A 22,574-nucleotide genomic window follows, 5' to 3' on the forward strand; every position below is an offset into this window, starting at 1 on the left:
GTGGATCGGCGAATCAGCGTTGGGCGGTGTTGCCGGCGCCGACGCTGTTGTCGTGGATCAGACGCGTGATCATGTCATCGGCCTCACCCAGCTGACGGTCATACACCTGGGTGCTGAACGAGGCTTTCTGCGGCGGCTGCTGGGCCAACACCGGGCCGCTCTGGTCGTGCAGGTTGACGTCGACCACGGTGGACAGGCCGATGCGCAGCGGGTGGTCCTTCAGCTCATCCGGGTTCAGGTGGATACGCACGGGCACGCGCTGAACGATCTTGATCCAGTTGCCGGTGGCGTTCTGCGCCGGCAGCAGGGCAAAGGCGCTGCCGGTGCCGGCGCCCAGGCTGTCGACGGTGCCGGTGAACTTGACGTCGCTGCCGTACAGGTCGGCGGTGATGTCCACCGGCTGGCCGATGCGCATCTTGCTCAGCTGGGTTTCCTTGAAGTTGGCGTCGATCCAGATCTGGTCCAGCGGGATCACGGCCATGGTCGCGGTGCCCGGTTGGATGCGTTGGCCCAGCTGCACGGTGCGCTTGGCGACGTAGCCGGTGACCGGCGCGATCAGCGTGGTACGGGCGTTGGCCAGGTACGCCTGGCGCAGCTGCGCGGCGGCCGCCATCACGTCAGGGTGGGTGGCCACGGTGGTGTCATCCACCAGCGCGGTGTTGCTCTTGAGCGCCTGCTGGGCGTTGGCGACCGCAGCCTGGGCGGCGTTCAGGTCGTCACGGGCATGGCTCAGCTCTTCCTGGGAAATGGCCCCGCCGGCGGCCAGGGTACGGCGACGGTCGAAGTTGTCCTGGGCCTTCTTCAGGTCGGTCTGGCGCGACAGCAACTGCGCCTTGGCGCCATCGACGTTGCTGTACAGCCCGCGCACCTGGCGCACGGCCTTGGCCAGGTTAGCCTGGGCGCTTTGCAGGTTGACCTTGGCGTCGGCCGGGTCGAACTCCAGCAGCACCTGGCCGGCGTGCACCAGGTCGCCGTCGTCGGCGCCGATGCTGGTGACGGTGCCGGTGACCAGCGGGGTGATTTCCACCACGTTGCCGTTTACGTAGGCGTCGTCGGTGCTTTCGTTCCAGCGGCCGTAAACCTCGTACCAGCCCCAGGTAGCCAGGCCGCCGAGGATCACCAGCAACAGCAGAATGAACAGCATCACCTTACGCTTGCGCGGGTTGCCAGCGTTGGGTTGTTCCGTTGCCGGAGCCTTGTCCGGCGAGTTTGTAGCGGAGGCAGTAGCCATGACAGATACCTTGCTTATTCAGTCTGCGTTGCGTGTGCGGAAGGAGTGGCGGCCTGGGCGACGCTGTCGCCCGAGAAGCCGCCGCCCAGGGCCTGCATCAACTGGATCGACAGGTCGATCTGTTCGGCGTTGAGGCTGGCCAGTTGTCGTTGTGCCTGCAGCAGTTGCTGCTCGATGGTCAGCACGTCCACGTAGTTGCCGATACCGGAGCCATAACGCAGGGTGCCGGTGTCATAGGACTGCTTGGCGATGCTGGCCGCGCGTTCCTGGGCCTTGATCTGCAGGTCGATGGCGTGCAACTGGTTGATGGTGTCGCTGACATCGCCAAGGGCCTTGACCAGGCTCTTGTTGTACTGCGCCACCGCCAGGTCGTAGTCGGCGTCGCGGGCATCGAGGTCGGCGCGCAGGCGGCCGCCGTCGAAGATCGGCAACGACACCGTCGGCGAAATGCTCAACAGGCGGCTGGCGCCGCCGAACAGCGAATCACCCAGCAGCGACTGGGTGCCGGCCGCGGCGCTGAGGTTCAGATTGGGGTAGAAGCGGGTCTTGCCAGCGGCCACGTCCTTGCTCGCAGCCTCCACGCGCCAGCGCGCGGCCACCAGGTCCGGGCGGCGGCCCAGCAGTTCGGCGGGCAGCACCGATGGCAGCGCCACGGCGCTGGCCTGCAACACTTTCGGCCGGGCGATCTCGTTGGCCCGGTCCGGGCCCTTGCCCAGCAACACCGCCAGGGCGATGCGCGCGCTTTGCAGGCGCTTCTTGGCGTCTTCGGCCGAAGCCTGGGAGCTGGCAGCCAGGCTCTCGGTCTGCTGGAACTGGTAGTCGCTGTCGATGCCGGCCTTGAGGCGGCGCTGGCCCAGGTTCAGCATCTGCTGGGTGCGCTTGAGGTCGTCCTGGGCCAGGTCGTCCATGATGTAGGCTTGGCCCAGGTCACTGTAGGCGCGGGCGACATCGGCAGCCAGGGTAAGCCCGGCTGCCTGGCGGTCGACTTCGGCGGCGCGGGCCTGGCCCAGCGCGGCTTCCCAGGCGTCACGCTGGCCGCCCCACAGGTCGAAGCTGTAGTTGAACGACAGTTGCGCCTCGCGCACGGTGGCGTACAGGCCACCCACGCCCTGCGGGTCCTGCACCTTGGGCAGGCGCTCACGCACCACGCCCGCCGAGGCATCCAAAGTCGGCATGCGCGCAGCGTCCGCCGCCAGGGCGGCCGCCGTGGCCTGGTGGGCGCGGGCCGCGGCCACCTGCATATCGGGGCTGTCGCGCAGGGCTTCGCGAATCAAACCGTCCAACTGCTCGTCGCCCAGGCTTTTCCACCAGTCGGCTTTCGGCCAGGCGGCAGGCGACAGGGTCACGCCTTTCAGCGTGCCATCGGCCTGCAGGGTTTTCGCATCGGTGGCCACGCCCGAGGTGTTCAGGCCATGGAAATTGGCACAGCCGGCCAGGCTCATGGCCAGGAACACCAGGCTGAACCGGTTGCGTAAGGACTTGCCGCTCATTTTTCACCTACCCGCAAGGCGGTGAGGGTGTCCCCGGCCGCCAGCAATACTTTGGTTAAGATTCGTTCCAGGTCCGCCAGTTCGGTCGGCTCCAGCACCCCTACCAAATCGTTCATGGCATCGGCGCCAATGTGTGGCATGCGCTCCGCCAGGGAATGCCCCTCGGCGGTCAGTGCCAGGCGAATCTGCCGACGGTCCGTGGCGCAGCGCTTGCGCGTGATCAGGTTTTTCTGTTCCAGGCGGTCGAGCATGCGGGTCATGGAGCCACTGTCCAAAGACAGGTAGCGGCACAGTTCCGCCGGCGTATCGACCTTGTACATGTCAATGAAAATCAACACCTTGAACTGGGCCGAGGTCACACCTTCAGGCACCAGGTGGGTGTCCAGGATGCGATCCTTGACCTGCGACGCACGGCCCAGCAGCAGGCCGATGGTGCAGCGCTGGAAATTTTCCGGGGTGAAATGTCTCATCAAGAAGCCTGCCTAGGCAGTAATTTATACAAGATGTTACTGCCTAGGCAGCTAATGTCAAATAAATTTATTAGCTTGCTTAGTATTCGGACGACAGACGGAAGGAAAAGTTTAGGCGCAAACGCGTAGCCGCTGCCGCAGGCTGCGCTGGTCTTCGAGTCCACTGAAAAACTGCAGCGAACATCAGGGCCAGCGCAGCCTGGGGGCAGCGGCTACAGAAAGGTCAGGCGAAGGCAGGCACGCCGCTGTGGAAGCGGAACTCGGGGTCGGGGCTGAGGATCAGGTCGGCCTCGACTTCGCGCACCTTGTCGATGGTCTTGGCAATGTCCTTGGCCTCACCGTAGTGATGCGCCAGCTTCAGGTAACCCTGGTAGTGCCGCGCCTCGCTCTTCAGCAGGCCGTGGTAGAAGGTGCCCAGCTCTTCGTCCAGGTGCGGCACCAGCGCCTCGAAACGTTCGCAGCTGCGCGCCTCGATGAACGCGCCTACCACCAGGGTGTCCACCAGCTTCACCGGCTCGTGGCTGCGCACCACCTTGCGCAGGCCCGAGGCATAGCGCCCGGCGTTCAGCGGCCGCAGTTCGACGTTGCGGCGCTTCATCAGGCGGATCACCTGTTCATGGTGCACCAGCTCTTCACGGGCCAGGCGCGACATGAAGTTGATCAGGTCGGCGTGGGTGCAGTACTTGGCGATCAGGCTCAGCGCGGTGCTGGCGGCCTTGAACTCGCAGTTCTTGTGGTCCACCAGCATGGTTTCCTGGTTCACCAGGGCTGCGTCGACCCACGCCTGCGGCGTCCTGCAACCGAGGAACTCATGGATTTCAGACAGCATGCTCGACTCCTGGGGCGGGGCAAAAGCCGGCGATTATACGGACCCCACGGCAGATCGCCAGCCGCTATGCTTGAGAGAGGTCAATGGGCCGGACTGGCGGCTGTCTATAGTAGAACCCTACCTGCCCCTACCCGCCCGGGAGAACCGTCATGCAAACCATCCGCAGCCTGTTGGTGGTGCTGGACCCTGAACACGCCCACAGCCAGGCGCTGACCCGCGCCAAGCTGATCGCCGGCGTCACCCAGGCGCACCTGCACTTGTTGATGTGCGACCACCACCAGGACCACAGCGCCCTGCTGACCCTGCTCAAGAGCCAGTTGCACGACGACGGCTTCAGCGCCACGGCCGAGCAGGCCTGGGAGGGCAACCTGGAGAAGACCATCATCAAAGTGCAACAGACCGAAGGCTGCGGCCTGGTGATCAAGCAGCACCGCCACGAAAGCGCGCTGAAGCGCTTCCTGCTGACGCCCAGCGACTGGAAGCTGCTGCGCCACTGCCCCTGCGCGGTGCTGATGGTGAAAAGCGAGCGGCCCTGGACCCACGGGGTGATCCTGGCGGCGGTGGACGTGGGCAATGCCGACGGCGAACACCGGCACCTGCACGCGAACATCGTCGAACATGGCTTCGACATTGCCCGCCTGGCCAAGGGCGACCTGCACGTGATCGCCGCCCACCCCTCGCCGATGCTGTCGGCCAAGGACCCGGCGTTCCAGCTCAAGGAAACCATCGAGGCGCGCTACCGCGAACAGTGCGCGGCGTTCCAGGCCGAATTCGACATCGACGACGCCCACCTGCACATCGCCGAGGGGCCTGCGGACGTGCTGATTCCCTTCACCGCGCAGAAGCTCAACGCCGCCGTGACGGTGATCGGCACCGTGGCCCGCACCGGCGTGTCAGGGGCGCTGATCGGCAATACCGCGGAGGTGGTGCTGGATGCGCTGGAGAGTGACGTGCTGGTGCTCAAGACCGACGAGATCATCGCGCACCTGGAAGAATTGGCCCGCGGCTAGTTTGTGTGGGAGCTGGCTTGCCAGCGAGTTTTTGAGGCCCTCAAAGCTCGCTGGCAAGCCAGCTCCCACAGGCCCTCACGCCTCGGGAAACGCGTCCTGCAAAAAACCGGGCGCTATGTAGCGCTCGTAATGCGCCTCCGACAGCAGGAAGAATTCCCGATCAATGGCATCGCGCAATTCCGGCAGCTCCCAGTCGCGGAATTCGGGCAGCAGGACCATGCCGTAGGCCTCCAGCTGGTTGATCACCCGCGCGCCACGGGCGATCAACTGGTAGGCCCAGCAGTATTCGGACTGGTTCGGCACAAAACGGATCTTGCGTTGCTCCAGCTGAAGGCGCAGCTTGTCCTTGTCGAAGACTTCGAGCTTGGCCACCATCACCTGCACCAGCAGTTGCTCCAGGCGCAGCCACACGGCGCGCTTGGCGTCGTCGTCGTAACCGTTCCAGTGGATCACTTCGTGGTGGAAACGCTTGCAGCCGCGGCACACAAGATCCCCGTAAACCGTGGAGCAGAGGCCTACACAGGGGGTCTTGATGGACTGATTGGACATGGGCCGGCAACGCTTTGACAAAGAAGACAGGCGGCCATGTTAGCCCTTTGTCTAAGGATGATCACCCCTGAAGTGGTAGGGCTTAACTTACCTTTCTTGTTTTTTTGCCGTAGAATCACGCTGCCTTTTTAGGCACCAATGTCCGCTAGAAGCTGTTTTCAAAGCGTCACGAGCACAGTTATCCGACAGAACGGCGTTGGCGCAGGTATTTGCAGGCACAAGTACCTGGCGCCAGCCCTCATCAGCTCCCCGTTCTGGAGGCGTAAAACTTTGAAAGCAGCTTCTACAAGGAATTTCTGCAGCCCCGGCTCATCGGCTCGAGAAGCCGTGCGGTGCATGGGCGCAGAAGTGACTGGATGAGCGTCCCGGACAGGGACCACTGATGAGGGTAATAACTGTGCTTGAAGCCTACCGCAAACACATCGAAGAGCGTGCCGCCCAGGGTATCGTGCCCCAGCCGCTTAACGCCGAACAAACAGCCGGCCTGGTCGAGCTGTTGAAGAATCCTCCGGCTGGCGAAGAAGCCGTCCTTGTCGACCTGATCACCAACCGCGTTCCACCAGGCGTGGACGAAGCGGCCTACGTGAAGGCCGGCTTCCTCTCCGCCATCGCCAAGGGCGAAGCCACCTCCCCGCTGATCGACAAGAAACGTGCCGTCGAGCTGCTGGGCACCATGCAGGGCGGCTACAACATCGCCACCATGGTTGAGCTGCTGGACAGCGCCGAGCTGGCCGCTGTTGCCGCCGAACAGCTCAAGCACACCCTGCTGATGTTCGACGCCTTCCACGACGTGGCTGAAAAGGCCAAGAACGGCAACGAGCACGCCAAGGCCGTGCTGCAATCCTGGGCCGACGGCGAGTGGTTCAAGAAGCGCCCGGTGCTGGCCGACAAGATCAGCCTGCGCGTGTTCAAGGTCACCGGCGAAACCAACACCGACGACCTGTCCCCCGCCCCCGACGCCTGGTCGCGCCCTGACATCCCGCTGCACGCCCTGGCCATGCTGAAAATGGCCCGCGACGGTATCGTGCCGGACGTGCAAGGCTCCATCGGCCCGATGAAGCAGATCGAGCAGATGCGTGGCGAAGGCTTCCCGATCGCCTACGTCGGTGACGTGGTAGGTACCGGTTCGTCGCGTAAATCGGCGACCAACTCGGTGCTGTGGTTCTTCGGCGACGACATCCCCTACGTGCCGAACAAGCGCGCTGGTGGCTTCTGCTTCGGCTCGAAAATCGCCCCGATCTTCTACAACACCATGGAAGACGCCGGCGCCCTGCCGATCGAATTCGATGTCTCGAACATCAACATGGGCGACGTGATCGACCTGTACCCGCACGCTGGCAAGGTCTGCAAGCACGGTACCGACGAAGTCATCACCACCTTCGAAATGAAAACCCCGGTGCTGCTGGACGAAGTCCGCGCCGGTGGCCGTATCCCGCTGATCGTCGGCCGTGGCCTGACCGAAAAAGCGCGCGCCGAGCTGGGCCTGGGCCCAACCGACCTGTTCAAGCTGCCCGAAGCGCCGGTCGACACTGGCAAGGGCTTCACCCTGGCACAGAAAATGGTCGGCAAAGCCTGCGGCCTGCCAGTAGGCAAGGGCGTGCGCCCTGGCACCTACTGCGAACCGAAAATGACCACCGTGGGTTCGCAAGACACCACCGGCCCGATGACCCGTGACGAGCTGAAAGACCTGGCCTGCCTGGGCTTCTCCGCTGACCTGGTCATGCAGTCGTTCTGCCACACCGCTGCCTATCCGAAGCCGATCGACGTGGTCACCCACCACACCCTGCCGGACTTCATCCGCACCCGCGGCGGCGTTTCCCTGCGCCCAGGCGACGGCATCATCCACAGCTGGCTGAACCGCATGCTGCTGCCGGACACCGTCGGTACCGGTGGTGACTCGCACACCCGCTTCCCGATCGGCATCTCGTTCCCTGCAGGTTCGGGCCTGGTCGCCTTCGCCGCTGCCACCGGCGTCATGCCGCTGGACATGCCGGAGTCGGTACTGGTGCGCTTCAAGGGCAAACTGCAACCAGGCATCACCCTCCGTGACCTGGTACATGCCATCCCTTACTACGGCATCCAGAAAGGCCTGCTGACCGTCGAGAAGAAAGGCAAGATCAACGCCTTCTCGGGTCGCATCCTGGAAATCGAAGGCCTGGACGAGTTGACTGTTGAACAGGCATTCGAACTGTCCGACGCCTCGGCCGAGCGTTCCGCCGCCGGTTGCACCATCAAGCTGCCGGAAAAGGCTATCGCCGAGTACCTGAAGTCGAACATCACCCTGCTGCGCTGGATGATCAGCGAAGGCTACGGCGATGCGCGCACCATGGAACGTCGTGCCCAGGCAATGGAAGCCTGGCTGGCCAACCCTGAACTGCTGGCCGCCGATGCCGACGCCGAATACGCCGAAATCATCGAAATCGACCTGGCCGACGTCAAGGAGCCAGTGCTCTGCGCCCCTAACGACCCGGACGACGCTCGCCTGCTGTCCACCGTTCAAGGCCAGAAGATCGACGAAGTGTTCATCGGTTCGTGCATGACCAACATCGGTCACTTCCGCGCTGCCGGTAAGCTGCTGGACCAGGTGAAAGGCCAACTGCCGACCCGCCTGTGGCTGTCGCCGCCGACCAAGATGGATGCCCACCAGCTGACCGAGGAAGGCTACTACGGCATCTACGGCAAGGCTGGCGCGCGCATGGAAATGCCGGGCTGCTCGCTGTGCATGGGTAACCAGGCACGTGTTGAGCCGAACAGCACCGTGGTGTCGACCTCGACTCGTAACTTCCCGAACCGTCTGGGCGATGGCGCCAACGTGTTCCTGGCCTCCGCCGAACTGGCCGCCGTTGCCTCGATCCTGGGCAAGCTGCCAACCGTCGAGGAGTACATGGAGTACGCGAAAAACATCGACAGCATGGCTGCCGACGTTTACCGCTACCTGAGCTTCGACCAGATCGCCGAATTCCGCGAGGCTGCTGCCAGCGCGAACATTCCGGTGGTTCAGGCCTAAGCCCGACCGGCAATAAAAAAACCCCGTCCTGGTGACGGGGTTTTTTATTGCCTCCTGAAAGCGCAGACAAGCCAAACTACCCCTAGCTGCAGGAGCACCGGGGCTCCCGCACCACGGTATCGGGAAACATTGGCTGGTTACCAAGGACGATGCCGTGCCCTCGAAGTCGGAATTTCATGCAGGCGACAAGGCACGCACCCAGCGGGTCTCGAATTCAACCTGGGTGCCGGACCGGGTATTCAGGTAGTCCACCCGCCGCCCTCTTGCGGAGTAAGCATCGCCGCGACTGCCGGTGTATTCGACGATGGGGTTCACCGCTGTACGCCGGCCCTGCGCGTCACGCAACACGAACCGCGCGGCCCGGCCCGGCGTGCTGCCGCCAACCAATTCAAACTTCCACACCACAGGCGACGTGACTCCCCGGTACAAGCCCAGGTACCCGCCATGACTGACGTCCAGCGAGGCACCGGCAAACTCTCCAGCATCGTCCGCAGCACTGATGGCGAAATGAATCCGCTTCTCGCGTTGCTCCAGGTACCTGAAGGCAAATTTCGCCGCGTCGGTGGCCTGATCACTGCGCACCAGCCAACCACCGCCCGCGAGCCCCCTGGCGCGATGCAAGGCGACAAAGCCTCGATGCCCCTCGGTTACGCAGTAAAGCTTGGCCACAAAGTATTGTCCGATGAATGAATCCATCACCCTTCCCCCTTTTTGCCTAGATCAATGGCTCTGGGTTGAGCAGGACGAGCTGTAGGACGGTGCCTTCACGCACATTGAGGTAAAGGACTCGCCCCTTGCTGACGTATACAGCGCTGTAACGGCTGCCCGTCGCGATAGCCGTAGGCAGCACCCCGAGACGGAACCCGTCGTAGTCACGCAACCAGAAGGTCAGGTCATCCTCATGGCCGGAGAAATCAATCTTCCATTCATTGTGTACAGCGGCCACGTGATACAGGCCGGCATAGCCGCCCTGGCTGACCCCCAGGTGCGCATCCTGGTAGTCGCCGGCGCCTTGAGCGCCCCTGATTGCGTAGTGGAAGCGATCATCCTGATCGCTTAAAAAGTCGAACCTGAATCGGGGGCCGGGTGCTTGCCCAGTCCCCACCAACATCCAACCACTCTTGATCGAGCCCTCGCCTTGGGAAAAGGCCACTGGGCCGCGAAACCCTTCGGTGATGCTATACAACTGAGCGGTGAACGAAGTACCCATCAACGCCTTCATGATGACCTCCCTGGTCTCTGGAAGCGGGGCTTTGCCCGCTGTCAGCGGGCTGCTGACATTCCCAACATAACGTGGGGCACCAGCACATTGCAGGACGAAAATATCTCCAGCGGGCAGGTTTGCAGGAGTAAAAAAAACCCGTCGCAGGCGACGGGTTTTCTAGATGACCTACGGGATCACGGGTTGGATGTACCGCTCAACGCCAGATCCATCAACTCCCGGTTCGCCACCGCATACATGGCGTAATCGGTGCCGGTGGCGGCCTTCAGCTCTTCAAGCATGGCGCGCCAGCGCACCACCATGCCCTTGTGCTGCTCAGCCCATAGCTCCACGCGGGCGTCCATGTCCGCAGGGCCATCGGCCATCTGCAGCACGGAGATGGTGATCGCCCGCTGCTGGAAGTCGATGTCGTCGCGGAACGCCTCGCGGGCCAGGGCTTGCCAGTTGTTTTCCACCGGCAGGCTGCTGATTTGCTGCAGGTACCAGTTCAGGTCCAGGGAACTGCCCACGGCGAAGAACGCCCGCGCCACTTCCGCAGCGTTGTGGCCGGTGACGTCCGAGGCCTCGATGATCGGCAGCAGCGTGTACAGGTGGCTGGTGCCTGCGACCATCCGCGCCAGCAATTCCGGCACGCCGGCTTCGACGTAACCCTGGTAGCGGGTCTGCCACACCTCGCGGGTAGGGCCTTCCAGCAGCTCGTCCAGCTTCAGGCCCAGCGCGGCGATATGCGGCCCGAAGTGCGCCACGTCGCGACCGGCGTCCTGCTCGTTGCGGCGGCTGCGCAGGAACCAGCGCGTGGCACGGCGGCCCAGGCGCATCAGCTCGTCCATCAGCGCCAGCTGCACCTCGGCGGCCACCTGGTAGTCCAGCGCCTCGATCTGGCGGAACCAGTGCGGCAGGTGGAAGATGTCGCGCACAATCACGTAGGCACCGGCGACGTTGGCCGGGCTCATGCCGGTGGACTCCTTCAGCCGCTGCACGAAGGTGATGCCCATGTTGTTGACCAGGTCGTTGGCGATCTGGGTGCTGACAATCTCGCGTTTCAGGCGGTGGCGGCGCATGGACTCGGCGTACTTGCTGACCAGCGACGGCGGGAACGCCGTCTCCATGTCGCGGGTCAGGTAGTCGTCGTCCGGCACCTGGGACTTGAGCAGGGCTTCCTTGAGATCGATCTTGCTGTAGGAAATCAGCACCGACAGCTCGGCCCGGGTCAGGCCCTGGTTGTTGGCCACGCGCTCTACCAGCTGTTCCTCGGACGGCAGGAACTCGATGGCACGGTCCAGCTTGCCACGGCTCTCCAGGTCAGCCATCAGGCGCTTGTACTCGGCCAGGCGCTCGTAGGCACGGCGCGCGGCCAGGGACAGGGCCTGGGTCTGCTTGTAGTTGTTGCCCAGCACCAGGTGGCCAACCTCGTCGGTCATGCTGCCCAGCAGCAGGTTACGCTGCTTCTCGGTCATGTCGCCGCCCTGCACCGCTTCATTGAGCAGGATCTTGATGTTGACCTCGTGGTCGGAGCAGTCCACGCCACCGGCGTTGTCGATGAAGTCGGTGTTGGTGGCGCCGCCCAGCAGGCCGAACTCCACGCGGCCCAGCTGGGTCATGCCCAGGTTGCCGCCCTCGCCCACCACCTTGCAGCGCAGTTCATTGCCGTTCACACGCAGGGCGTCGTTGGCCTTGTCGCCCACGTCGGCATGGGACTCGCTGCTGGCCTTGACGTAGGTGCCGATGCCGCCGTTCCACAGCAGGTCTACCGGAGCCTTCAGCAGGGCGTTCAGCAGTTCGGTAGGCGTCAGTTTGTCGGCCTGGATGTCGAAGCGTTGCTTCATCTGCGGGCTGATGGCGATGCTCTTGGCGCTGCGCGGGAAGATACCGCCGCCCTCGGACATGATCGCCGTGTTGTAGTCGCTCCAGGCCGAGCGCGGCAGGTCGAACAGGCGCTGGCGCTCGGCGAAGCTGCTGGCCGGGTCCGGGTTGGGGTCGATGAAGATGTGCAGGTGGTTGAAGGCGGCCACCAGCTGCAGTTTGTCGGACATCAGCAGGCCGTTGCCGAACACGTCGCCGGCCATGTCGCCGATGCCGATCACCGTGGTCACGTCCTGCTGCACGTTGATGCCGCGCTCGCGGAAGTGGCGCTGCACGCCCACCCACGCACCCTTGGCGGTGATGCCCATTTTCTTGTGGTCGTAGCCGGCCGAACCACCCGAGGCGAAGGCGTCGCCCAGCCAGAAGCCGTAGTCGATGGCGATGCCGTTGGCGATGTCGGAGAAGGTCGCGGTGCCCTTGTCGGCGGCCACCACCAGGTAGGGGTCATCGTCGTCGTGGCGCACCACGTTGGCTGGCGGCACCACGCCGCCGTCCTTGAGATTGTCGGTGATGTCCAGCAGGCCCGAGATGAACAGGCGGTAGCAGGCGATGCCCTCGGCCTGGATATCGTCACGGCTGCCGCCCAGGGGCAGGCGCCGCGGCAGGAAGCCGCCCTTGGCGCCCACGGGCACGATCACCGAGTTCTTCACCTGCTGGGCTTTTACCAGGCCCAGCACCTCGGTGCGGAAGTCTTCCTCGCGGTCCGACCAGCGCAGGCCGCCACGGGCGACGTTGCCGAAACGCAGGTGCACGCCTTCGACGCGTGGGCTGTAGACGAAGATCTCGAACTTGGGCACCGGCTTGGGCAGCTCGGGAATCAGCTTGGGGTTGAACTTGAAGCTGAAGTACGACTTGGCGTGGCCGTTGGCGTCGGGCTGGTAGAAGTTGGTGCGCAGGGTGGCCTTGATCAGGTCCAGGTAGCGCCGCAGGATGCGGTCCTCGTTGAGCACCTGCACGTCGTCCAGCGCCGTGAGGATGGCCTGCTCCAGGCGTTGCTGCTTGTCGTCGAGGTCTTCGCCGGTGAGCTTGCGCGCCAGGTAGAAGCGGGTCTTGAACAGCCGGGTCAGCTCGCGGGCGATGTCGGTGTGGTTGTTCAGGGTGCTGGCGATGTAGCCCAGGTCGAAGCCCAGGCGGATCTGCTTGAGGTAGCGGGCGTAGGCACGCAGCAGCGCCACGTCGCGCCACGGCAGGCCGGCGGTCAGCACCAGGCGGTTGAAGGCGTCGTTCTCGGCGTCGCCTTGCACGATGTGCACGAAGGCATCCTGCAGGGTGTCGTTGAGCTGCTGGATGTCCAGGTCCAGGCCTTCGGCGGCGGTGAAGGCGAAGTCATGAATCCAGAACTCGCGGCCGTTGGTGTGGCGCAAGCGGTACGGGAACTCGCCCAGCACGCGTAGGCCAAGGTTTTCCAGGATCGGCAGCACGTCGGATAGCGCCAGCGGCGTGTCGGCGTGGTACAGCTTGCAGTGCAGCTGCTGCTTGCCGGTCTGCGCCAGCGGCTGGTAGAAGCTCATCACCAGCGGGCGCTTGTCGTTCAGGGCCAGCAAGTGCTGCATGTCGACCACCGCCGAATGCGCGGCGAAGCGCTCGCGGTAGCCGGCGGGGAAGCCTTTCGGGAAGTCGGCCAGCACGTTGGTGCCGTGGGCTTCGCCGAACGCCTCGACGGTCAGGCTGGCGTAGTCGTCCTGCCAGGAACGGCAGGCCTGCACCACTTCGTTTTCCAGCTGCAGCGGGTCGATGTCGATGCGGTTCTTCGGGTCCACGCGCAGGATCAACTGCACCCGCGCCAGCACCGATTCCGAGAAGAAGGTCCAGAACTCGCAGTCGCTGGCCTTGAGGCGGTCCATCAGCACCTGCTGGATCTTCTGCCGCACCTCGGTGGAGTAGACGTCACGCGGCACGTAGGCCAGGCAGTAGCAGAAGCGCCCGTACGGGTCCTTGCGCAGGAACACGCGGATCTTGTTGCGCTCCTGGATCTGCACGATGGACATCACCGTGGTGAACAGCTCGTCCACCGGGGTCTGGAACAAGTCGTCGCGCGGCAGCACTTCCACCACCTGGGCCAGTTCCTTGCCCAGGTGCGCCTTGGGATCGAAGCCCGAACGGCGCTCGATTTCGGCGACCTTGCGGCGAATGTACGGGATCTGCCGGACACTTTCACCGTACACCGTGGAGGTGTACAGGCCCATGAAGCGGCATTCCTTGATCACCCGGCCATTGGCGTCCAGCTGGCGCACCGAGACATAGTCCGGGTAAGCCGGGCGGTGCACGCGGCTGGGGTGCGCGGCCTTGGCGAAGGACAGCAGCAGCGGTTCGTTCAGGTAGTTGACGGCGTAGTCTTCGATGCGCAGGTCATCGGCGCTGAGGCCGGCGCGCAGCAGGCGGGTCAGGCCCAGGAACGAGCTTTCGTCGTACACCAGGTGGCCGCCGTCGGCGTCGTTGGCCACCACGAATTCTTCATAGCCCAGGAAGGTGAAATGGTTGGCCACCAGCCATTCCAGGAAGGTCTTGACCTCGGCCTTTTCCTCTTCATCCACCCCATAGGGGCTCTGGTCCACCAGTTGCAGCACTTCGCGGACCTTGGCTTTCATCGGCTCGAAATCGGCCACGGCCACGCGCACTTCCACCAGCACCTGCTCCAGCTCCTTGGCCAGCAGCTTGAGCTCGGCGGCGTTGGCGCAGCGGTCGATCTCCAGGTACATCAGCGATTCCTGCAGCACGCCCTCGCCCTGGGTGCCCTTGGGCAACAGCTCCTGCAGGCTGCCATCGGCGCCGCGGCGTACGCTGAGCACGGTGGTCTGCAGGGTGTGGATGCTGTAGCCGCGACGGTTGAGCTCGGTGCGCACCGAGTCCACCAGGAACGGCAGGTCGTGGTGCAGCACCTCGACCGCGGTGTGGGTGGATTGCCAGCCGTGGCGTTCGTAATCGGGGTTGTACACCCTTACCTGGGGCTGGGCGTGGTCGAACCGCTCCAGCAGGCGCCAGGCCGAAAGGGTACAGCCGGCCAGGTCGCTCAGGCGGCGCTGGGTGAGTTCGTCCAATGAGATGATGCCGAAGAACTGATCAGCGAACAGCGCTACTTGTGGCAGGGCCTGCTCGCTAACGTGCTGCGCCAGGGCCGCTTTCAGTTGTTGCTGGAAGTCGGCTTTGCTGGCTGCGGTGAAGAACGCCATCTGTGGTACTCCGCTTGGGCTTGTTTTTGAATGAAGCGTCGCGTGTGTTCCCCTCTGGGATCAACCATAGCCAACCCGCCGCAAGAGGGGAGGAAAAACCCGATACCGGAGGTTGCCGGCACCGAGGGCAAGGGTCCGAACCGGTGCCTTGGACGTTGCACCAAAATGGACCGCTTGCCGACTCCCCAGCTTACCCAGTGCAACAGCTTCGATACTTGCAGGGCTGCGACATATTCGGTCAATCCGGAGTTGTCGTACGAGCTACACAGGGCGTTGCACACACAGGTTTCAGATTCGACGCAAACAGTGTCAGAATCCCTGCCTGCCCTCTTACCGTGGAAACAATCATGCAATTTCAAGCCAGCCAGTTGATGGTCAACCCTTGTGACGACGAAGAAGACAACATGGCGCTGGTGTGCTGCCACGATGAAAAAGGCGGCATGATCCTCATCACCCGCATGGCCGATGACAACGATGTGGAATTCACCCTGGGCGAAGAAGAGCCGTGCTACGTGCGCGACTTCAAGGTCACCCTGGACGAGAACACCCTGAAGTTCGAACTGGCCGCCGATGACGCCGACGTATTGAACGGCGACGCCGAACTGGTGATCCACTATGACAAGGGCCAGGTAGACCTGGCTGAAGTCGAGGAAACCCTGCGCAACATTCTCGACGGCACCGGCACCTACGTGAGCCACATCGCCCGCTGATCACGCCCTGGAGCGCGCCATGACCCGCCCGGTATTCGACGCTCACTGCCACATCATTGACCCGCGCTTCCCGCTGGTCGCCAATGACGGCTACCTGCCCCCCACCTACACGGTGGACGACTACCAGGCCCAGGTCGCGCCGCTGGGCGTATGTGGCGGCGCGGTGGTGTCGGGCTCGTTCCAGGTGTTCGACCAGCAGTACCTGCTGGACGCCCTCGCGCGGCTGGGGCCCGGCTATGTCGGGGTGACCCAGCTGCCGGCTTCAGTCACCGACGCCGAGCTGCAGCACCTTGACCGCCACGGCGTGCGCGCCCTGCGCTTCAACCTCAAGCGCGGTGGTTCCGAACAGCTGGACAAGCTGGAGCCCTTCGCCAAGCGCGTGCATGAACTGCTGGGCTGGCACGCCGAGCTGTACGTCGATTCCCGTGATTTGCACGCGCTGGAGGCGCGCCTGCTGCGCCTGCCCGAAGTCAGCATCGACCACCTGGGCCTGAGCCGTGACGGCCTGCCCACGCTGTTGCGCCTGGCCGAACGCGGCGTGCGGGTGAAGGCCTGCGGCTTCGGCCGGGTGGATTTCCCCGTGGGGCCGGCGTTGCAGGCCATTTACGCGGCCAATCCCCACGCACTGATGTTCGGCACCGACCTGCCGTCCACGCGGGCGCCGCGGCCGTTCCAGGTCGAGGACCTGGGGCTGGTGGAGGACATGCTGGGGGACGATGGTGCGCAGATGGTGCTGTGGGGCAATGCGCGGGATTTCTATCGGTTGTGATTGTTGTGGGAGCCGGCTTGCCGGCGAGCTTTTCGGGCTTCAACAGCTCGCTGGCAAGCCAGCTCCCACACTCATCAATCGAGCTTCTTGCGGATCCAGTAGAGGTAGGTGCCCTCGCCTTCACGCCGCTCCACCAGTTCATGCCCCAGGAACACGCAGAACTTGGGAATGTCGCGCTGGGTGGAGGGGTCGGTGGCAATCACCTTCAGCAAGCCGCCGGCCGGCAGGTCGCGCACGTGCTGGTGCAGCATCATCACCGGTTCCGGGCAGTTGAGGCCGGTGGCGTCGAGCACGCCATCCACGGCCAGTTCAGCAGGTTCAGACATACAAATCTCCAGAAACGTGCGGGCATTGTCAGCCAATGCCCGGGCGCAGGTTACCCCTTGCGCGGGGCCTTCTTGGTCGGGGTGTCGATACGGCGCAGGTGGCAGGTCACTTCCTCGCGGTCGTGGTACAGCTGCTTGCAGCCGATTTCCACTTCGATACCGCGGGCCTTGAAGCCGTCGGCGATGCGCTCCAGCAAGCGGCGCACCTCGGCGTAGCGCTGCTTCATCGGCAACTTCAGGTTGACCACCGCCTCGCGACACAACCCCTCGCCCAGCCAGGTCTCGAGCAGGGAGGCGCTGCGGGCCGGCTTCTCGACGATGTCGCACACCATCCAGTCCACGGTGGGGCGTGGCTTGTAGGTGAAACCGTCAGCCATCAGGTGGGTGACCAGGCCGGTGTCCATCAGGCTCTGAGCCATGGGGCCGTTGTCGATGGCCGTCACCAGCATGCCGCGGCGCACCAACTGGTAGGTCCAGCCGCCGGGCGCGGCGCCCAGGTCGACCCCGGTCATGTCTTCCGACAGACGCTCGTCCCACTCGTCACGCGGGATGAAGTGGTGCCAGGCCTCTTCCAGCTTCAGGGTGGAGCGGCTGGGCGCCTCGCGGGGGAACTTCAGGCGCGGGATGCCCATGGGCCACATGGCCGAATTGTGCGCCGGGGCCAGGCCCAGGAACACCTCGCGGCCGCTGCGGAAGGTCAGCAGCAGGCGCGGCAGGTCATCGTCTTCCACCAGCTTGCCGGCCTTGAGCAGGGCCTTGCGCAGCGGACCTTCGAATTTGCGACAGAAGGTCGACAATTCCTTGCCGTCGTTGGTATCCAGCACTTCCAGCCACAGGCTGCCGCAGGTCGGATACGCGCCGAGGGCATCGAGCAGCACGCTGATGCGGTCGGTTTCCGGCAGTTCCACGAACGCGCCACGCGCCCACTGGCGCGGGAAGATCAGGTCACTGAAGTTGACCTCGTCCATCAGCCGCTCAAGGTCCGCCGGTTCATGGCAGATGAACTCGGCGAAGGCGCTGGCCGGCTTGGCCTTGGCGTAGCCAGCCACGTCGAAATACGCGGCCAGTTCGGAAATTTCGGAACAGACTTCGCCTTCGAAGCCCGGCCGGCAGTGCATAAACAGGGTATTCATCAACCACTCCTGGACCGGCGCCCCGACAGTAGGCCGCCGCCATGGCGAGCGCACCACTGGCGCGCTGCCGAAATCGGCGCATTCTAAAGGAAGTTCGGAACCGGCGACACGCCTGGACAGTCAGGTGTAATGATAGCTAGCTACGCTTTATGCCCTGGGTCCGTGCCGTGCGGACCTTCGCGGCAGCCGCCAAGGAGTGATTTCATGCCCTCGCTTGATAGCCTGAAGACCCTCAAGACCCTGCAGGTCGACGACCGTCAGTACCACTATTTCAGCCTGCCCGAAGCCGCCAAGAGCCTGGGTGCCCTGCAACAACTGCCCATGTCCCTGAAAGTGCTGCTGGAAAACCTGCTGCGCTGGGAGGACGCCAAGACCGTCACCGGCGACGACCTCAAGGCCCTGGCCGCCTGGCTCAAGGACCGCCGCAGCGACCGCGAGATCCAGTACCGCCCTGCCCGCGTGCTGATGCAGGACTTCACCGGCGTGCCGGCGGTGGTCGACCTGGCCGCCATGCGCGCCGCCGTGGCCAAGGCCGGCAGCGACCCACAGCGCATCAACCCGCTGTCGCCGGTGGACCTGGTAATCGACCACTCGGTGATGGTCGACAAATACGGCGACAACCAGGCCTTCGGCGAAAACGTCGACATCGAGATGCAGCGCAACGGCGAGCGTTACGCCTTCCTGCGCTGGGGCCAGAGCGCCTTCGACAATTTCAGCGTGGTGCCGCCGGGCACCGGCATCTGCCACCAGGTGAACCTGGAGTACCTGGGCCGCACCGTGTGGACCAAGGAAGAGGACGGCCGCACCTACGCCTTCCCCGATACCCTGGTAGGCACCGACTCGCACACCACCATGATCAACGGCCTGGGCGTGCTGGGCTGGGGCGTGGGCGGCATCGAGGCCGAGGCGGCCATGCTCGGCCAGCCAGTGTCGATGCTGATTCCCGAGGTGATCGGCTTCAAGCTCACCGGCAAGCTCAAGGAAGGCATTACCGCCACCGACCTGGTGCTCACCGTCACCCAGATGCTGCGCAAGAAAGGCGTGGTGGGCAAATTCGTCGAATTCTACGGCGACGGCCTGGCCGACCTGCCCCTGGCGGACCGCGCCACCATCGCCAACATGGCCCCGGAATACGGCGCCACCTGCGGCTTCTTCCCGGTGGATGAGGTCACGCTGGACTACCTGCGCCTGTCCGGCCGCCCCGAGGCCACGGTAAAACTGGTGGAGGCCTACACCAAGGCCCAGGGCCTGTGGCGCCTGCCAGGCCAGGAACCGCTGTTCACCGACAGCCTGGCGCTGGACATGGGCACGGTTGAAGCCAGCCTGGCCGGACCCAAGCGGCCCCAGGACCGGGTGGCGCTGCCGAAAGTGGCCCAGGCGTTCTCGGACTTCATCGGCCTGCAACTCAAGCCGTCCAGCAAGGACGAAGGCCGCCTGGAAAGCGAGGGCGGCGGTGGCGTGGCCGTGGGCAACGCTGCCCAGGCCGGCGAGGCGCAGTACAGCTGGCAGGGCCAGACCCACCACCTCAAGGACGGCGCCGTGGTGATCGCCGCCATCACCTCGTGCACCAACACCTCCAACCCCAGCGTGATGATGGCCGCCGGGCTGGTGGCGAAGAAGGCCGTGGAAAAAGGCCTGCAGCGCAAGCCCTGGGTGAAGAGCTCGCTGGCGCCCGGCTCGAAGGTGGTGACCGATTATTACAAGGCCGCCGGCCTGACCCAGTACCTCGACGCCCTGGGCTTCGACCTGGTGGGCTACGGCTGCACCACCTGCATCGGCAACTCCGGGCCGCTGGACGAGCCCATCGAGAAAGCCATCCAGCAGGCCGACCTGACCGTGGCCTCGGTGCTTTCGGGCAACCGCAACTTCGAGGGCCGCGTGCACCCGCTGGTGAAAACCAACTGGCTGGCCTCGCCGCCGCTGGTGGTGGCCTACGCCCTGGCCGGCAGCGTGCGCATCGACATCAGCAGCGAACCCCTGGGCACCGGCAAGGACGGCAAGCCGGTGTACCTGCGCGACATCTGGCCCAGCCAGCAGGAAATCGCCGACGCGGTGCGCAGCGTCGACACCGCCATGTTCCACAAGGAATACGCCGAGGTGTTCGCCGGCGACGCCCAGTGGCAGGCCATCGAGGTGCCCCAGGCCGCCACCTATGTGTGGCAGGACGACTCCACCTACATCCAGCACCCGCCGTTCTTCGATGACATCACCGGCGCGCTCAAGCCGGTGGTCGACGTGCAGGGGGCCCGGGTGCTGGCGCTGCTGGGCGATTCGGTGACCACCGACCACATCTCCCCCGCCGGCAACATCAAGGCCGACAGCCCCGCCGGCCGCTACCTGCGGGAGAAAGGCGTGGAGCCGCGCGACTTCAACTCCTATGGCTCGCGCCGCGGCAACCATGAAGTGATGATGCGCGGTACCTTTGCCAACATCCGCATCCGCAACGAAATGCTCAACGGCGAGGAAGGCGGCAACACCTACTACATCCCCACGGGCGAGCGCCTGGCCATCTATGACGCGGCCATGCGCTACCAGGCCGACGGCACGCCGCTGGTGGTCATTGCCGGGCAGGAATATGGCACCGGCTCCAGCCGCGACTGGGCGGCCAAGGGCACCAACCTGCTGGGCGTGAAGGCGGTGATCGCCGAGAGCTTCGAGCGCATCCACCGCTCCAACCTGGTGGGCATGGGCGTGTTGCCGCTGCAGTTCAAGGATGGCCAGAGCCGCAAGACCCTGAAGCTGAGCGGGCGCGAAACCCTCGACATCACCGGCCTGAGCGGCGCCGAGCTGCGCCCGCACATGGACCTGACCCTGCGCATCACCCATGAGGACGGCAAGCAGGAAAACGTGACGGTGCTGTGCCGCATCGACACCCTCAACGAGGTGGAATACTTCAAGGCCGGCGGCATCCTGCACTACGTGCTGCGCCAGCTGATTGCCTCATGACCCCTTGATCCCGTAGCAGCTGCCGCAGGCGGCGTCTGGCTGCCTGACGCGGCCTGCGGCCGCTGCTACGGATTGGGCGCGTTGCACGTTCCGTGGCGACTACCAGGGAAATTTAATTTCAATTTTGTGGCGCCGCGGCCGACAACCTGTGAAAGCCTTGCGGAACCCCACAGCCATGCGTAACAACCAGCCCGTCACCCAGCGCGAAAGGACGTTTCCTGCCCAGCAGCGCCTGATTTCCACCACCGATGCCAAAGGAATGATCACCTACTGCAATGACGCGTTCGTCGAGATCAGTGGCTTTTCCCGTGACGAGTTGATCCGTGCGCCGCACAACACCGTGCGCCACCCGGACGTCCCAGCGGCAGTGTTCGAGCACATGTGGGCCACCCTTCGCCAGGGCCAGCCGTGGATGGGCATCGTCAAGAATCGCTGCAAGAACGGCGACTTCTACTGGGTGAACGCCTACGTCACACCGATCTTCGACAACAACCAGGTGGTGGGCTACGAGTCGGTGCGGGTCAAGCCCAGCGCCGAGATGATTCGTCGCGCCCAATCACTCTACGAACGCCTGAACAGCGGCAAGTCCGCCGTGCCGCGCCGCGACCGCTGGTTGCCGGTGGTACAGGACTGGCTACCGTTCATTCTGGTCAGCCAGGTCGGCTTCCTGATCGGCAGCTGGCTGGGCAGCTGGTGGGGCTTCGCCGTGGCCGCCCTGCTCTCGGTGCCGCTGGGCCTGGTGGGCCTGAGCTGGCAGCAACGGGGCATCAAGCGCCTACTGCGCCTGGCCGAACAGACCACCTCCGACCCGCTGATCGCGCAGATGTACACCGACAGCCGCGGCGCCCAGGCGCGCCTGGAACTGTCCATCCTCAGCCAGGACGCCCGCCTGAAGACCTGCCTCACCCGCCTGCAGGACACCGCCGAGCACCTCAACGACCAGGCCCGGCAGTCCGACGGCCTGGCCCACCAGAGCTCCGAGGGCCTGGAGCGCCAGCGCGTGGAGACCGAACAGGTGGCCGCCGCGGTCAACCAGATGGCCGCCACCACCCAGGAAGTGGCCAGCCATGTGCAGCGCACCGCCGACGCCACCCAGCAGGCCAACCTGCTGACCAGCCAGGGCCGTGGCATTGCCGGCGAAACCCGCGAAGCCATCCAGCGCCTGTCGGTGGTGGTGGGCGAGACCGGCCAGACCGTGACCCAGCTGGCCAAGGACAGCGACGAGATCGGCGGCGTGGTTGACGTGATCAAGGGCATCGCCGACCAGACCAACCTGCTGGCACTGAACGCCGCCATCGAGGCCGCCCGTGCCGGCGAGATGGGTCGTGGCTTCGCCGTGGTCGCCGACGAAGTGCGCCAACTGGCGCAGCGCACCAGCGAGTCTACCGGTCAGATCCACGCGCTGATCGCCAAGCTGCAGCAGACCGCCGGCAACGCCGTACAGACCATGGAAGCCGGCCACCGCCAGGCCGAAGAAGGCGTGGCACGGGTGCTGGAGGCCGACCAGGCGCTGGTGGGTATCAGCGAGGCAGTGGCGCACATCACTGACATGACCACCCAGATCGCCGCTGCCACCGAGGAGCAGAGCGCGGTGGCCGAGGAGATCAGCCGCAACATCAGCACCATCGCCAACCTGGCCGACCAGACCAGCGAGCAGGCGCAGAACTCCGCCCTGCTGAGCGAAGAACTGACTCGCACCGCCCACAGCCAATACTCGCTGGTAGAACGCTTCAACCGCTAAAACTCCGTAGCAGCGGCCAAAGGCCGCGTCAGGAATCACGCGTCGCCTGTATCGCGGCCAAGGCCGGCTCCTACCACGTACGGCGTAGGAGCCGACTTTAGTCGCGAT

16 protein-coding genes are annotated in these 22,574 nt (G+C 64.5%); 6 read left to right on the forward strand and 10 right to left on the reverse strand.

Going from position 1 to position 22,574, the window contains the following annotated elements:
• Window positions 1–13: 13 nt before the first annotated feature.
• The 4 genes from AC0J42_RS22045 to AC0J42_RS22060 all read right to left on the reverse strand — a co-directional run bounded on the left by AC0J42_RS22045 (window position 14) and on the right by AC0J42_RS22060 (window position 4,020).
• On the reverse strand, window positions 14–1,231 hold the full coding sequence (locus AC0J42_RS22045) for an EmrA/EmrK family multidrug efflux transporter periplasmic adaptor subunit (protein ID WP_473003815.1): 1,218 nt from the start codon (window positions 1,229–1,231) through the stop codon (window positions 14–16).
• 14 nt (window positions 1,232–1,245) lie between these two features.
• The gene (locus tag AC0J42_RS22050) at window positions 1,246–2,721 is read right to left on the reverse strand and encodes an efflux transporter outer membrane subunit (RefSeq protein ID WP_416425841.1); all 1,476 of its coding nucleotides are present in this window, start codon (window positions 2,719–2,721) and stop codon (window positions 1,246–1,248) included.
• Window positions 2,718–3,191, reverse strand: coding sequence for a MarR family winged helix-turn-helix transcriptional regulator (locus AC0J42_RS22055; RefSeq protein ID WP_416425842.1), 474 nt, complete (start codon window positions 3,189–3,191; stop codon window positions 2,718–2,720). The genes AC0J42_RS22050 and AC0J42_RS22055 overlap by 4 nt, the downstream gene beginning before the upstream one ends.
• Before the next feature lie 223 nt (window positions 3,192–3,414).
• Window positions 3,415–4,020: a MiaE family protein gene (locus AC0J42_RS22060; RefSeq protein WP_416425843.1), complete on the reverse strand. Its 606-nt coding sequence runs from the start codon at window positions 4,018–4,020 to the stop codon at window positions 3,415–3,417.
• A 149-nt stretch (window positions 4,021–4,169) separates the two neighbouring features.
• Between AC0J42_RS22060 and AC0J42_RS22065 the strand changes: the two genes are divergently transcribed.
• Window positions 4,170–5,030: a universal stress protein gene (locus AC0J42_RS22065; RefSeq protein ID WP_416425844.1), complete on the forward strand. Its 861-nt coding sequence runs from the start codon at window positions 4,170–4,172 to the stop codon at window positions 5,028–5,030.
• 75 nt (window positions 5,031–5,105) lie between these two features.
• Here AC0J42_RS22065 and AC0J42_RS22070 read toward each other — a convergent pair whose 3' ends face one another.
• Entirely contained in the window at window positions 5,106–5,579 is a 474-nt protein-coding gene (locus AC0J42_RS22070; protein ID WP_416425845.1) for a DUF1289 domain-containing protein, read from the reverse strand.
• A gap of 397 nt (window positions 5,580–5,976) precedes the next feature.
• On the opposite strand from AC0J42_RS22070, the gene acnB reads away from it, so the two are divergent.
• A complete protein-coding gene (acnB, locus tag AC0J42_RS22075; RefSeq protein ID WP_416427438.1) occupies window positions 5,977–8,586 on the forward strand; it encodes a bifunctional aconitate hydratase 2/2-methylisocitrate dehydratase in 2,610 nt (869 codons plus the stop codon).
• A gap of 174 nt (window positions 8,587–8,760) precedes the next feature.
• Here the strand turns inward: acnB and AC0J42_RS22080 are convergent, their stop codons facing one another.
• From AC0J42_RS22080 to AC0J42_RS22090, 3 genes are all read right to left on the reverse strand, one after another.
• Window positions 8,761–9,282: a hypothetical protein gene (locus AC0J42_RS22080; protein WP_416425846.1), complete on the reverse strand. Its 522-nt coding sequence runs from the start codon at window positions 9,280–9,282 to the stop codon at window positions 8,761–8,763.
• Between the two features lie 19 nt (window positions 9,283–9,301).
• Window positions 9,302–9,808, reverse strand: coding sequence for a hypothetical protein (locus AC0J42_RS22085; protein ID WP_473003817.1), 507 nt, complete (start codon window positions 9,806–9,808; stop codon window positions 9,302–9,304).
• 176 nt (window positions 9,809–9,984) lie between these two features.
• Window positions 9,985–14,841, reverse strand: coding sequence for an NAD-glutamate dehydrogenase (locus AC0J42_RS22090; protein ID WP_473003819.1), 4,857 nt, complete (start codon window positions 14,839–14,841; stop codon window positions 9,985–9,987).
• A gap of 347 nt (window positions 14,842–15,188) precedes the next feature.
• On the opposite strand from AC0J42_RS22090, the gene AC0J42_RS22095 reads away from it, so the two are divergent.
• Together AC0J42_RS22095 and AC0J42_RS22100 are read left to right on the forward strand one after the other, a co-directional pair.
• On the forward strand, window positions 15,189–15,551 hold the full coding sequence (locus tag AC0J42_RS22095; protein WP_473003821.1) for a hypothetical protein: 363 nt from the start codon (window positions 15,189–15,191) through the stop codon (window positions 15,549–15,551).
• Window positions 15,552–15,570: 19 nt separating this feature from the next.
• Window positions 15,571–16,320: an amidohydrolase family protein gene (locus tag AC0J42_RS22100; RefSeq protein ID WP_416425850.1), complete on the forward strand. Its 750-nt coding sequence runs from the start codon at window positions 15,571–15,573 to the stop codon at window positions 16,318–16,320.
• Between the two features lie 74 nt (window positions 16,321–16,394).
• Here the strand turns inward: AC0J42_RS22100 and tusA are convergent, their stop codons facing one another.
• Together tusA and rlmM are read right to left on the reverse strand one after the other, a co-directional pair.
• Window positions 16,395–16,646: a sulfurtransferase TusA gene (tusA, locus tag AC0J42_RS22105; protein WP_416425851.1), complete on the reverse strand. Its 252-nt coding sequence runs from the start codon at window positions 16,644–16,646 to the stop codon at window positions 16,395–16,397.
• A 50-nt stretch (window positions 16,647–16,696) separates the two neighbouring features.
• On the reverse strand, window positions 16,697–17,779 hold the full coding sequence (gene rlmM, locus AC0J42_RS22110) for a 23S rRNA (cytidine(2498)-2'-O)-methyltransferase RlmM (RefSeq protein WP_473003823.1): 1,083 nt from the start codon (window positions 17,777–17,779) through the stop codon (window positions 16,697–16,699).
• Window positions 17,780–17,983: 204 nt separating this feature from the next.
• Between rlmM and acnA the strand changes: the two genes are divergently transcribed.
• Window positions 17,984–20,725, forward strand: coding sequence for an aconitate hydratase AcnA (gene acnA / locus AC0J42_RS22115; protein ID WP_473003824.1), 2,742 nt, complete (start codon window positions 17,984–17,986; stop codon window positions 20,723–20,725).
• Window positions 20,726–20,900: 175 nt separating this feature from the next.
• Window positions 20,901–22,466, forward strand: coding sequence for a methyl-accepting chemotaxis protein (locus AC0J42_RS22120; protein ID WP_416425854.1), 1,566 nt, complete (start codon window positions 20,901–20,903; stop codon window positions 22,464–22,466).
• Window positions 22,467–22,574 lie beyond the last annotated feature (108 nt).

This window comes from Pseudomonas sp. Tav-5-1A (genome assembly GCF_055755055.1).